The organism is Peribacillus sp. FSL K6-1552, assembly GCF_038005205.1.
Lineage (GTDB): Bacteria > Bacillota > Bacilli > Bacillales > DSM-1321 > Peribacillus > Peribacillus butanolivorans.
This window is the reverse complement of sequence record NZ_JBBOST010000001.1, coordinates 2,740,551-2,754,097: the sequence shown is the minus strand read 5'-3', so window position 1 is coordinate 2,754,097 and position 13,547 is coordinate 2,740,551. Positions and strand designations below refer to the sequence as shown.

At 34.5% G+C, this 13,547-nt stretch carries 10 protein-coding genes; 2 read left to right on the top strand and 8 right to left on the bottom strand.

Annotated elements, in window-relative coordinates; all coding sequences use genetic code 11:
- Positions 1–164: 164 nt before the first annotated feature.
- From NST21_RS13340 to NST21_RS13315, 6 genes are all read right to left on the bottom strand, one after another.
- On the bottom strand, positions 165–566 hold the full coding sequence (locus NST21_RS13340; RefSeq protein WP_340889543.1) for an RDD family protein: 402 nt from the start codon (positions 564–566) through the stop codon (positions 165–167).
- A gap of 696 nt (positions 567–1,262) precedes the next feature.
- Positions 1,263–1,499 (bottom strand): hypothetical protein, encoded by a 237-nt coding sequence (locus tag NST21_RS13335; RefSeq protein ID WP_340889541.1) that lies wholly within the window; start codon positions 1,497–1,499, stop codon positions 1,263–1,265.
- A 339-nt stretch (positions 1,500–1,838) separates the two neighbouring features.
- Positions 1,839–2,237 (bottom strand): hypothetical protein, encoded by a 399-nt coding sequence (locus tag NST21_RS13330; RefSeq protein ID WP_340889539.1) that lies wholly within the window; start codon positions 2,235–2,237, stop codon positions 1,839–1,841.
- 144 nt (positions 2,238–2,381) lie between these two features.
- Positions 2,382–4,358: a beta-propeller fold lactonase family protein gene (locus tag NST21_RS13325; RefSeq protein WP_445670516.1), complete on the bottom strand. Its 1,977-nt coding sequence runs from the start codon at positions 4,356–4,358 to the stop codon at positions 2,382–2,384.
- A gap of 21 nt (positions 4,359–4,379) precedes the next feature.
- The gene (locus NST21_RS13320; protein ID WP_340889536.1) at positions 4,380–6,482 is read right to left on the bottom strand and encodes a hypothetical protein; all 2,103 of its coding nucleotides are present in this window, start codon (positions 6,480–6,482) and stop codon (positions 4,380–4,382) included.
- 240 nt (positions 6,483–6,722) lie between these two features.
- Positions 6,723–7,259, bottom strand: a complete 537-nt coding sequence (locus NST21_RS13315; RefSeq protein WP_340889533.1) for a hypothetical protein — start codon at positions 7,257–7,259, stop codon at positions 6,723–6,725.
- Between the two features lie 831 nt (positions 7,260–8,090).
- Here NST21_RS13315 and NST21_RS13310 point away from each other — a divergent pair.
- Both NST21_RS13310 and NST21_RS13305 read left to right on the top strand, forming a co-directional pair.
- Positions 8,091–8,774 carry a response regulator transcription factor gene (locus NST21_RS13310; protein ID WP_340889531.1) on the top strand — a complete coding sequence of 228 codons (684 nt, stop codon included), beginning with the start codon at positions 8,091–8,093 and terminating at the stop codon, positions 8,772–8,774.
- Positions 8,771–10,162, top strand: a complete 1,392-nt coding sequence (locus tag NST21_RS13305; protein ID WP_340889530.1) for a sensor histidine kinase — start codon at positions 8,771–8,773, stop codon at positions 10,160–10,162. The genes NST21_RS13310 and NST21_RS13305 overlap by 4 nt, the downstream gene beginning before the upstream one ends.
- A 329-nt stretch (positions 10,163–10,491) precedes the next feature.
- On the opposite strand, the gene NST21_RS13300 is transcribed toward NST21_RS13305, so the two are convergent.
- Both NST21_RS13300 and tnpB read right to left on the bottom strand, forming a co-directional pair.
- Complete coding sequence (locus NST21_RS13300) at positions 10,492–11,886, bottom strand: Ig-like domain-containing protein (RefSeq protein ID WP_340889528.1); 1,395 nt, start codon at positions 11,884–11,886, stop codon at positions 10,492–10,494.
- A gap of 415 nt (positions 11,887–12,301) precedes the next feature.
- Positions 12,302–13,507, bottom strand: coding sequence for an IS200/IS605 family element RNA-guided endonuclease TnpB (gene tnpB / locus NST21_RS13295; protein WP_340890618.1), 1,206 nt, complete (start codon positions 13,505–13,507; stop codon positions 12,302–12,304).
- Between the last annotated feature and the right edge of the window lie 40 nt (positions 13,508–13,547).

Sequence of the window (13,547 nt, the reverse complement as noted above, 5' to 3'; positions counted from 1 at the left end):
ATCCACATTGCTTCATTTCACACAACGCTAACTTCCTAAAGTAATATTCTCCACCCAATAAAAAAAGCCCGTTAAACAAGGCCTTTCAAAGAATAATAATATTCGTTTCTATTTTCACTATTACGGCAAACAAAAAAGCAGCTATTAAGCTGCCTATCTTATAATCAAGGTTTATTCGATGTCACGTATGTACCAGCTATGAAATCATGGATTGCTCTATGATCTTTTCTTAAACCAACCATAAACGCGCTAACAATAAATCCTATTCCTAATGTGATTCCATAAACTATTCCAGCAACTAAACATCTTAAAAGCATAGTACCTATACCTAATTTTTTACCGTCAACCCTTACTATACGTATACCCATCATTCTTTTGCCTACTGTATATCCATACCAAAATATTGGTACGAGCATTGTGTAAAGAAAGACGGCAAAGGTTGAAATATTATCATCTTCCCATTGACCAGTGATCAAACCAAAAATTACCGCCAATGGAATGCCTATTATAATGCCATCTAGAACTTCTGCTAAAAATCGTTTCCAAAACCCTACTGAATTGCTCATAAATGTTCCTCCTGTTGAATTAGTTACAATTAACTATTTTACCATATTAAAGGTAATTTAAATAGCTTTTAAAGAATTAAATATGGTTAAAATCCCTCTTTTATTACCAAACATCCGCTTAAGCTATATTTAAAAGATTATTTTTTCTTTTTTGAATATATTTTTGAGTTAGTATACCCACACCATATACGACTGAAATCATGCCAAAGTAAAAGAATATTTTAGAAAACCTTGCTTTACTAGTAAACTTAATGTATGAAAAAGTTGTATAAATAAAATCAATAGCAACTATTATTGATAAAATCAATTGCCCTTCACAGACCTCTTCATAGTTTCCATCCAATACATTAACCTAACCAACAATCTTCCATAATTAAACTATAAATTTATCCATTTGTTCCTGATTCACAAAAGTATGTAGTATCCTTCATTAAACCTTCTACTTATACGAAACTCCAAGAATAATATTCTGAATAGTTCTAGCACATGTACCATGTTTCTTTGCCTGACTTTTGTAGAATTTTACTATTCTACCTGTACGATTTCCATAATCAGCTCTAACCTGACATGCAATATTCATTGAGAATACCTTGAATGCAATATAGAAGTGTAGTAATTGAATTAGTTCAAAACAGAAGAAAACCACCAGTAATTGGAATGGTGGTTTCAAGCATTAATTAAGTGAAGTTTTTGTTTTTAATAATGGTCTATTTGCGCACCCAGATTATCTAGGTCTTGTGAAATATTTAGGATGATTAAATATCTCCATTCGTTTTTTAGTTTCCCTAAGTCTACAACCTGATGAACCTCTACAACATCATTTTCATACTCTTTACTAGTCTCGCAAATTTCATATAAACTTTCTACTAATTCTGTATTATCCCAATTCCTAACGTCTAACTGTACGAATGTTTGGCTTTTTTTTATTTTCATTTTCTTCACTCCTAGTTTTTGAAAGATAAAGGATATTGAGTACTCCTACTTGATTTAGTTTTGTTAATTACAACTCTATGTTTTTTTGTTGATGTATCCTTAGTGCTAATATTAGAATCATAACTCTTGGCATAATGAACCTGAACTTGATTAGATCCTTTATCCTTAGTTGTCCACGCATCATCATAGTTAGCCATAGTATCTTCTCTTAATTTTTTAACACCACATCTTTTCCATATTGGGTAGCCTTAGCAGATGATTTTACCTTAGAATTATATTTGTGCTTATTGTAAGCATATTCATTAAATAAAGCTCGCTTTGTTGGATCCCCCATTCAATTTATATGGTACAGCATTTTTTGGGTTTTTGGATTCTTTGACTTCTTTTTTTAAGAATGTCCATTGTCATTAATGATGCATCTGAAACGACAGATGTTATATTACCGTTAATATCCGTTGTAACCATTAACTTTACATCCAAAGTTGTTCCATCTTTATACTTGGGATTATATATAACTTCACTTGTTGTACCCTTTTCGAATGCGGCTTCTTCTTGAAGTATATCTAATCCATAAAATTCAATGGTATCTAATAATTTCAATCTCTCAAACTCCGCCCAATCCCAATCTGTTTCTTCTGCATAAGAAATATTAATACTACTAAACGTGAACACTCCTATTAATAATAGTGAAGCTAAGAAACGATTTTTTAACACTTTAGTCCTTGTAAGCATCAGCATTGAATATAATTCTTGAAGCTCTTGACCTCAACAACTTATTTTTCACTTAATTAATAAACAAAAAAGACGGTAGCCTACCGTCTTTTTATTACTCATATTTAATTTACTTTTACCTGATCAAAGGGTACTTTTTTTGATGATCCTCTACTCAATAGAACGTACATATTCTGCTATTTTAAAAATTTCACCGTCAGTAAACGTAGGCTTTCCTTCATATCGAATTCGCTTGATAACCTCTTCAATCGTTTTAGCACTGCCATCATGCAAATAAGGTGCAGTTGCCCATACCCCTCTTAATGTTGGAACATCAAAATGAAGAGTATCTCTTGGGTTTGTAAAACCTGCTCTAGCATCACCTTTAGATTTTTTATCTAACGGATTAGTAGTACCGATATTATGCAAAAAATTAGTATTGCTAGTTGTCAAATGACCGTTTGCATCAATTGCCCTTACACTATCTGTAAACTGAGTCCCTGCATGGCATGCAATACATCCTGCTTTCCCTTCAAACAATTCTCTTCCTTCTTCTGCAGTAGCAGTCAGACTTCCATCCTTATTATGGTAAGGACTTTTTGGGATAGGGAATGAATCTGGATCATCGAGATAGGCAAACATCGCATCATACATATGCTGGACATCTTTAGGGAGTGGTTTGCCCGAATCAAATTCTGTCATGCCACCCATTTCACCCTGTACAGTCAATATATAATCTGTAAAATCATCACGACTGCCATCCCACATAAATAATCCGGTTTTTGTCGTTAAAACATTACTTGGAACTCCCCTTGGTCCTTTTGGAGTCATTAAAGTTAGTCCATTTGTTTCACCATCAGCATGACAAGAAATACAACTCATCCAATTATTTCCTGTTATTTCTGTCGCAAACTCCTCGCTATTGCCACTATAAAAAATCGTTTTCCCTTCTCTTACTAATGGGGACAGAGGATCTTTTGATATCAATACAAGATTTTCACCTTTCATTTTTGCACGAGCGTATGGACTATTTCCGCCTGTAGAAATCTCGGCAAGATCATGACTCATAGCATTATGAACATAAATAGTTTCGCCATCTGGTGAAATTACTGCCCCCCTTGGATTATTCCCGTTAATTCTTCTTAAAATTTGCGTTGCATTACCGCCACGATTTAAATCAAAAACAACGAGATCCTCACTCCCAGACATGATAACATATGCTTTGTTGCCGTTTGGATGAAAGACGACATCATAAGGATTTGAGAAAATGATTGCTTCATTCTTTTTATCTGTAACATTCATTTCTTCAAACAATTCTTTCCGTTCATCAATAATCTCTTCATCAGTCGTTAAATCAATGACAGAGATTGCTGGAAAAATAGTTTCTTGAAAGTGAATGGGTGTATCAACATTTGTTAATAAGTGAGGAATCCAAGCTTTTTTTCCATCTGGATCAATCACAAATTGTTCCAATGTATTTGGAATCCCTTGGCTTTTTTTACGATCATTTTTATCTGATGAATCTGCAAGGTGAATCACTTTTTTTACTTCTTCTGTATCGGTATTAATGACACTAATTTTTCCTTCTAGATAATGTGGTACATATAACTTATTCCCATCTGCAGTAATCGCTATTGTTCTAGGTCGATCGCCAACTTCAATTTCAGACTCTACCTTTTTTCTACTTAGATCGATCACTGATATTGTACTAGATCGATGGTTTGCAACGTACAGCCTTTTACCGTCCTGACTTGTTACAACACCGTAAGGTTCTATTCCGACATCAAGGGAATCAACCACTTTTTCTTTTTCAATTGAAATGATGTCAATTTTATCGTCATACCTACAGGAAACATACAATTTATTTTCATCAGGTGAAAGGGTTAGCTGAACAGGGGATTTTCCTACTGGTATTTCAGCTTTCACCTTTTTTGTTTGACTGTCAACAATGGTAACTGTATTTACATCAATATTGGCAATATAAATGGTATCGCCAACTTTATTCATGACCATATTGCTGCTGTTAACAGCATAGTCTCGAATAACTACCTGCTCTTTCTCTTTTACTACTGCTTTTATTCCTTCCTTACAACCAACTAATGCCCCCATCAATAGGAGCGTTAGCCAGAAAAGGGCAATTTTTTTCACGATTTTCTACCCTCTTTATCATTATTTTTTTACTTCAACAGGTACTAGGACAGGAGCTATGCCGTATTTACCATGCCCAGCTTGAGTTTGTGGAACTTGATCTCCATCTGTGTTTCTAGACTTATCACCATCAATGTAGAAATCACCTGTATCCCAGAATTCACTAGCCTGCATTCCTTGTTCTAGATTAGGACCATCTATGACTGTTTCATAAAAATCAACATATCGTGAAATAATGGATTCCATTTCTAAATCATCTGGCTGTTTTTCATCACCTTCAATATTGCTTAGGTTATTAATCGCGACACGTAGGACAGCAGATACTCCACCTGCAGTAAAGGCATCATATTTCATTTCGCCTTTCCCAGTTTCATAAGCCTTTGCCTCACTATCCCAAAGCGCTTCATCCATTGCTAGATATACGGTACGAGCAGCATTACGATATTTTTCATCTTTTGTCGCAAGATATGCTGCTGTTAAACCGCGAACTGCACCTAGTTGTGCATTTAAAGACGTTTCCTCATCTGCACCTTTACCAAATGTATAGCCTTTTGCAACTAAGCCTGAATCTGTCATCAGTTTATCAATGATAAAATCTGCTTGTTTTGTCATTAGTTCAATTGCACGTTTACCTTCACTTGTATTTAATCCTTTTGCCTCTTCTGAATTTGCATATCCAACTGGAAGACCATCAATTGCACGCTGGAAAATACGAAGAGATTCAATTGTATAACCTGCATTAAACGTATCTACATAATTTCCTTGCTCTTTACCATTATGTTCAGCTACAAATGCACCTTCTTTTTCATTAAAGTGCATGGCATCAATATTTTTAAACACATGAAGCAGAACGTCTCGGTTAACAGAGTATGGATCGTTTACAGTCAAATCGTTTCCAGGATTATTATCAAGATTTACTTTAGGTGCCGCAGGATAAGGATCACTATCAAAAAGTGCTCGAAATGAAGGTGCGACATTTTTATTTTCTGGACGTTGATCTGTTGTGCCGAAGAATTCAGATGACGGCCAAAGCATTAACCATTGATCTTTTAAAATGCTCCGCGCATCTGTTACTTCAAGTGACTCAGCATTAGGAACGTTAGAATTACCGTCTTCCTTTACTTGGATTGTATGAGGTAAAAAAACAAAGCCTTCTGATGGATCATACTGACTTCCATTACTTGCAGGAATTAATCCCTTATCATTTACACTGTAAAATAAGTGATTACGAACGTAATTTAATTTGTTCCAAATTTCCTCTACTAGAATGGCTCCCTGCATACCATCTGCTGAGCTAACACCAAGGGCAATATTTTCATCATTATCATCTTTCGGTGTTTCACCTTCCAATTCTTCATCACCGTCTATAGTATGAAACCCTCCCATAAAATCTCCGGCCCAAAGAGCTTGTTTTAAAAATGCCCCCCCATATGCTGCCGGATTTAATACTTTATCCATTTTATTACGATCCCATCGAAGCGACTTAAAGTTAACTTGATACTCAGGAACGTATGTATTTTCTTCTCCTGAAGCATATTTAGTAGTATCAACATCTTGAATATAATGAGGATCACCTTTGGCATATTCAATAAAGGTCGGAAACATATTTCTAGTTATTTCTTCACGGGGATAGCCAACTGTATCAGCTAATTTATAGAAGCGCTCTCCTAATAATTCATGTGATTCCTTCCCCTGCTTTTCAGCTAATTCCTTGACAACAGGACCATTAATTAAATGTAGCCCTAACCCTGATTTTTCTACAACTTCATACATTGCTTCCTCTGAATATTCGTACGATTCAATTCCTGCTGTATAATCAAACTTTGTGGGCGAATCTAATTTTTTGGGATCAAGAACATCCAAATTAAGTCCTAGTCCCTCTACTAACGGTTCACCTGAAAGTTCAAATTCTGCATATGCAAACATGTTACCTGCTGTATCAAATGTATAATCTGTCACAGGTACTGTTACAGAAGCATTTGTCACTTCCTTACTTACTTGTTGCTCTTGTTCTGATGATTTTTCTTCTTTAGCAACTTTATTATTGCTTGTACATCCAGTAGCTAGTACTAAAGTGGATACAAGTGCAATAGATGACATCACTTTCCATGGCTTGTTTAGCATATTAAACATCCTTCCAGCATAATAATTTTATCTATCATCATAATAGAATTAAGAAATAACTATATTGATAGCTAATAAACGAACTATTTTTTACACTAATCCAAAGCAATCCTTCTTTTCAATAAGGGTATATTCATAAAAACTCTTATTGTATAGATAGGATCTTCTAACTTTTTATGCTTAAATGAAAGCCCCATAATAATTTGAATGTGTATTAATCCATATCCATGGGTTTTTTAATTATTGGAGCAAGGTTTCGTCTTTTTCATTCCATCTTACATAGTTAGGCTTCTTTACTTTGTACAAATTTTCTATTTTAAAATATCGGTCTAAACTCAAAATCAATGCATCTTTCCTAAAGAATAACAATAAGAACGCAGATGTATAGAGAGTTAAACTTAGCAAATTCATATTACCGGACAGGATAAAATTAATTTGCATAAATAAGCAGATAAAAATTGCAGGTATTGTCATAAAGCCAATGATTAAGCATATTCCCATAATTATTTGGGTAATGGGTATTGTATAATTTAAAAACGTCAAATGATCTAAAGCTACCCCATCAATAAAGTTCTTGTAAAATTCTGGGACATTCGGTTTTTCCAATGATTTTTTCAAATATTCTGTAAGGAACACTGTGGGTTGGTCGTACCATGATATTTCTCCTGTTTTACCTGTGATTTTAGTTAATCCCGCTAAAAGCCACCCTACGCCAAATAATGTCCTCATTAGGACAACTAGAGATTTAAATGTAATATTATTGATTGATTTTTTCATACTGTTACCTCTTTATAATTATTTTTTTTATGTCAACATTGAATTCATACTTCAAAGTAATATCTATAATTTCTATATAATAACTGGATGATTCTTTAGGTTCTCCATACTTAAATTTCCATTTAATTGTTATATTGGTTCATAGAACCCTATAACATCCTCTACGTGTCGAGCTAAAACAGGTGCACAGATCTTATATGTCCATACGTAATTTCCTGATTTCAGAATATGAACATTTGAGGCTTAATGCGGATCGCGTGCCACAATTGGATAAAGTAAACCTTCTTCTACCACTTTATTTGTATCCAAATGATGTATTTCATACTTTTTTCTTTTTTTCAAAACCACTTCTAGTTTCAGCTATATATTCCTCCTAAATAGTATTGGAAATTAAATTAATAATGATAATCATTATCATCTTTTGACGATGTCGTTATGATACAAAAAAAAAATTAAAACTTTTTTAAAACAAAATTAAAAAACTTTAATAATTAACCCCAAATTTTCCTGAATTCTTCCATTAAAATTCGATTTATTAGTTTCTTTAAATATCATTTTTAAATTTTTCATGATCAAATATATTAATAATCTATCAGTTTTGAGAGTGCAGCTATTGCCAGGAACGGTTGTTTTTCAATTCTATTTATAGGTTTTCAAATAGTTTTAGCAATTAATTTCATGGGGGAAATAATAAAGTGTTCCCAAAAAATGTGTTATGTTATTCTCTAAAATAGAATTGACCATTCATATTAACCTAGGATATATTAATTAATAATCGATAATAATTATCATTATCGAATGATGAAATCAGTGTTTTTGGAGGAAATTGAAATGCGATTGCTATTGGTCGAAGATGAGATAAAAGTTGCTCGTTTTATTTCACAAGGGTTAAAAGAGCACCATTATGTGGTAGATGTAGCGAACGATGGTGATATGGCCTACGAGTTAGCTTATGCTGAAGATTATGATCTTTTAATTGTCGACCTGATGATTCCAAAGAAAAATGGGGCTCAATTAATCAAGGAATTAAGCCTGAATGGAATTAATGTTCCTATTCTTATCCTCAGCGCCAAAGATTCCGTGACTGATAAGGTAGAGGGTCTAGATTTAGGTGCTGACGATTATTTGACAAAGCCTTTTGCTTTTACGGAATTATTGGCACGCATACGTAGTCTTTTAAGGAGAAAACAAGAAAAGACATCACCTCTTTTAAAAATAGCAGATTTGACGTTGAATCCCTCCACTAGAGAAGTAACTCGGGGAAAACTACCTATTGTTCTTTCCAATAAGGAATATGCGATTTTAGAATTTATGATGAGAAATGCTCGTAAGATTTTGCCCCGAACTCTGATTTTAGAACATGTTTGGATGGATGCTTACAATATAGAAACGAACGTGGTTGATGTTTATATTAATCACTTAAGGAATAAAATTGATAAAAACTTTGATTTAAAACTGATACATACGATTTATAGTGTTGGTTATATCATCAAAGGCGAAGATAAGACAGTATGAACTTTTTTAAAAGTATCGGATGGAGAATGACAATTTGGCATTCGATCATGTTTATGGTCGGTTTATTCCTATTTTGCGTATTCTTGACTTTTACATTTTCGGATATGTTGACTAAAAAAGTTGATTCGATGCTTGCCAGAGAGCTTAGTTTAATAACCTATTGTTTAGAAAAAAGAGATTCATTTGCTGAAATTGAACAACACATAAATGGCCTGCCAAGTTTTGCAGGGGTTAATACAGAAGAAATATATTGGCATATTGAGAACGGGCGAGGGGAAATCATTGCACGATCTCATAACTTACATGGCAAACGAATCAAACGCTCAAATGTGTTAGACAGGAAGGATGAGAATTTTTCTGTCTGGGATACCGAGTTCAATCGTACACCAATTCGTGCAATGTCAATGAATTCTAAGGAAAAGGAAAAATATCAAGTCACAGTGGCAACATACAGTAGAATGTTAAATGTGTCCATTTTGAATTTAAAACACATTCTATTTTTTCTTACCCTCTACTTTGTTGGGTTCTCAGTAATCATGGGGTGGCTGATTTCGAAAAAAACGTTACAGCCTATTAATCAAATAATCAGCACAGCAAATCAAATTTCGGCAAAAAGGTTAAATGAACGGCTCCCAATTGAAGGGCCCGAAGATGAACTGTATAGTTTATGTCTAACTCTAAATCGTATGATTGATCGATTAGAAGTCTCTTTCACTCAAGTTCAACAGTTTACCTCTGATGTTTCTCATGAACTTCGAACTTCCTTAACGATAATTCGAGGAGAATTGGATGTTGCCTTAAATAGAAGAAGAACAGAAGAGGAATATAAACGTGTCATACATACTGTTTTAGAAGAGGTCATCTATTTATCTGATATGGCAGAAAAATTTTTATATTTGTCGAGAGAAACATCAACTTCAAATCAGATAAAGCGAAAAACAGTGGATGGAGTGTTCTTACTTCAATATGTAAGAAATCATTTACAATCAATGGTCATAAAAAAACAGATTAAGTTGAATATTCATGAAAACGAACCATTTACTTTATACGGAGATGAAGATCTCTTGCGTAGATTGTTTATAAATTTGATGGAAAATGCAATTAAGTACACCCCAGAAGGTGGAACAGTGGAAATCAAGGCATGTAATAAAAAAGAGTTTATTTATATTGAAGTAATTGATCATGGGATCGGTATTCCCAAGGAACACTTGCCTTTTATCTTTCAGCGATTTTATCGGGTGGACGATTCCCGATCAAGAAGTCAAGGTGGTACAGGATTGGGTCTGTCTTTATGTAAATGGATTGTAGAAGCTCACAAAGGGACGATTGAGGTTCGTAGCAAACCTGATGAAGGAACTAGAGTAATTGTAAAATTGCATGCAGGTTAATGGTTTTATCTTGTATTTCAGAAAAATATTATTTGATTACATATAAGAGCTTAAAACCAAAAAAACAGCGATACAAAGGTTTTTAGTGACCGAATGTGTGACCGCTACAGTGACAAAGAAATGGCTCTTAATCCTGTTAAGAGGGTTCCTAAAAGATTATAAACATAAAGAGAGAATGCAAATTCACAAAGCATTCTCTTTTTATATTTATACGTCAAGTCAATACATCCTTTTCTTTTTGATAGGTGAGGTATTTCATCCCACAAGAAATTTGTCCCCTTCTTTCGACAAAAAAGCCGAGGAATTAATCCTCGACTCTTTCAATGAATTTAATGTTTTACAACCTTAGTAGTTGCCTTTGAACTAACATTTCCTGCTTTATCCTTTGCAGTTATTGAAAGGGTAGTTCCCTTTTTCTGTGCTTTTATCTTAACTGAGTAGCTCCCCTTAGACGTTGCTTTTGCTGAACCAAGGGATTTACTACCTACCTTTACGGTCACAGTTGATGATGCTTCTGCTTTCCCTTTTACAACTTTATCATTATCATCTACCTTACTTACCGTAGGCTTACTTGGTGGAACAACATCTAACACTGTGACAGAAGCACTTGAACTCACATTCCCTGAACTATCTTTTGCTGTGACCGTTAATTTAGTTCCCGCTTTTTGCACGGCTATTTTAATAGAGTATGTTCCTTTAGTTGTTGCCTTTGCTGAGCCTAATGCTTTACTTCCATTTTTAACAGTAACCGTAGAATTTGCTTCTGCTTTCCCTGTTACTACTTTGTCATTATTATCTACCTTACTTACGGTAGGTTTACTTGGTGGAACAACGTCTAGAACAGTTACAGAAGCACTAGAACTGACATTCCCTGAACTATCTTTTGCTGTGATGGTCAATTTAGTTCCCGCTTTTTGCACGGCTATTTTAATAGAGAATGTTCCTTTAGATGTTGCCTTTGCTGAGCCTAACACTTTACTTCCGCTTTTAACAGTAACCGTAGAATTAGCTTCTGCTTTCCCTGTAATTACTTTGTCATTATTGTCAACCTTAGAAACACTTGGCTTAGATGGTTTAACATTGTCTACAAATCCAGTTGAGATAGCATATAAATCCTCTTCTGTGTTATTGTCAACGTAGTCATTATCTGTGTCTATAACACCCACATAGTACGTGCCAGCTTTAGCTTGATATGCTTGTACTTCAACATCATCCTCATATTCACTACCCAAATATTCCAAGTTATTATTCTCAACAAAATCCTTTTGTACGGCAGTAAATAGTAGATCAATAGCATATGAGTTAGTTTCCCCAGCTACTAGTAAAACTCCACTCTGAGGTACTTCTACTTTATAAAAATCGACATCGTACAAAGGAAGTAGTTGACCGATTGTCGGTTTTTCATATGATGATATATTTGCTGAATTAAAGTCGTCATTATATTCACTTTCAATCAAGTAATCTTCCTCAGAAGAGCCACTGCTCATCCTACCCATTTTATTGAACCTATGTACTGAGTATGATTGAGAACCTTTTAATACTTTTTCAAATTGATTAAATGTTTTAGAATCAATGATCCCTTTTTGGAGTGGCTTTTCAACTTGACTTTCTATAGCTTTCCTAGCCAACGTGTTCTCGTTTTCTTCAGCCTTAACAGTACCAACGGACACTGTCGAAGCTAATAACCCTACAGCAACCAATGACAAAATACCTCTATTAAGCACGTTTTCTCCCCCTAAATTCGTTATAAAGAACCACAATCTATATTTATACTAATACATAAGTACCTGGATTACCATAAGTTTATATTTTTTTACATAAAAAATACATTTCAAATGAGTGTCATTAATCTCTCGACTCTGCTCATTACGCCACTTCAGCAGTTTTCTATACAAATAGATTCTAGTATGGTTATCCACTACTCTTTGAGCAGCTGTTTTAATGGTCCTTTCAATTCAAAAGAACCTTTAAATGATAAATCCTTCCCTTTGACAACGCTTGTCAATTAATAGGATGATTAAGAAAAAGAAAGTGAAATACTTATTATTATGCTTGTTGAACTACCCACCACTTATCGACCTTACGGTCTGATTGAAGTGGGGGATTCCTAAGAACATTAGCCTATCGGCCAATTTTTAATTAGGCTACTCCCGTAGTTCCTACGGTTAGAAGCCTTATGGCTTCATTCATTAGATTGAGTCCTGCGTTAATATCTCGATCGTGGTGAGTAGAACAAAAAGGACAATCCCATTCACGAAGATTCAGATGTTTAACGTCTTTATTTTGGTAACCGCAGCTAGAACACAATTGGCTAGAAGCAAACGTTTTAGATACGGTCACGATTTGTTTACCATACCATTTTGCTTTGTATTCCAACATTTTTTTGAATTGGTACCAAGATACTTCACTAATAGCTTTAGCTAGTTTGTGATTTTTCATCATATTCGACACTTGCAAGTCTTCCATTCCAATAACATCGTGGTTTTTGATGATTTCGGTAGAAACTTTATGTAAGTAATCCATTCGGGCATTTGAAATTTTTTCGTGTAGGATAGCCACTTTTCGTTTTTGTTTTTGATAGTTTTTGGCTTCAGCCAATGGTTTATTTTGATTCAAGGCTATTTCTTGTCGCCTTGAAAGAATCCGTTGTGCTTTGGACAATTTCTTTTCGACCGTCCGGAAGAATTTTGGGTTTTGATAGACCGTACCATCTGAAAGAATAGCAAAGTTCTTCAAACCAACATCTACACCGCACGAACGATTCGTTTTAGGAAGTACTTGTACATTGGTTTCGGCTAAAACGGAAATGAAATATTTACCCGAAGGGTTCCGCCTGATTGTGGCATTGATGATTCGCCCTTCGACTTCGCGGCTTTTAGCAAAACGAACTAGACCGAGTTTTGGCAATTTGATTTTGTTTCCAACAATTCCAATATTCCCATTCGTATGTTTAGTCGTATAGGACTGGATAGGATTCTTTTTCGATTTGAAGCGTGGTGACTTGTTTTGCTTTTTATAATATCGACTATAGGAATCTGCTAAATTTTCCACCGATTTCTGTAAGGCAATACTGTCTACTTCTTTCAGGAAAGAATACTCTTTCTTTAAAGCTGGAAGTTCTTTGATTGTTGCGTATTTATTCAGAAAAGAACCTTTCCATTCATTAGAGGGTAATTGGCCGTTCTGCTTCATTTCTTCACAGATATACCAGTAGGCATCTTTCTCCTTTTGTTTGCCTAAAAAGAAGTTATAGACAAAACGGGAGCAGCCGATCGTTTTATTGATTAGAACTAGTTGTTCTTTAGTTGGATAGATTCGAAATTTATAAGCTTTGTTTACGACCATTGGTTTCACCCCCTTATAGTTATTATTAGCCATCGAACGT

Excerpts from the sequence above, each read along its gene's own strand:
- NST21_RS13340 (WP_340889543.1), bottom strand. The coding sequence starts at position 566 with ATGAGCAATTCAGTAGGGTTTTGGAAACGATTTTTAGCAGAAGTTCTA.
- NST21_RS13335 (WP_340889541.1), bottom strand. The coding sequence starts at position 1,499 with ATGAAAATAAAAAAAAGCCAAACATTCGTACAGTTAGACGTTAGGAAT.
- NST21_RS13330 (WP_340889539.1), bottom strand. The coding sequence starts at position 2,237 with ATGCTGATGCTTACAAGGACTAAAGTGTTAAAAAATCGTTTCTTAGCT.
- NST21_RS13320 (WP_340889536.1), bottom strand. The coding sequence starts at position 6,482 with ATGCTAAACAAGCCATGGAAAGTGATGTCATCTATTGCACTTGTATCC.
- NST21_RS13315 (WP_340889533.1), bottom strand. The coding sequence starts at position 7,259 with ATGAAAAAATCAATCAATAATATTACATTTAAATCTCTAGTTGTCCTA.
- NST21_RS13310 (WP_340889531.1), top strand. The coding sequence starts at position 8,091 with ATGCGATTGCTATTGGTCGAAGATGAGATAAAAGTTGCTCGTTTTATT.
- NST21_RS13305 (WP_340889530.1), top strand. The coding sequence starts at position 8,771 with ATGAACTTTTTTAAAAGTATCGGATGGAGAATGACAATTTGGCATTCG.
- tnpB (WP_340890618.1), bottom strand. The coding sequence starts at position 13,507 with ATGGTCGTAAACAAAGCTTATAAATTTCGAATCTATCCAACTAAAGAA.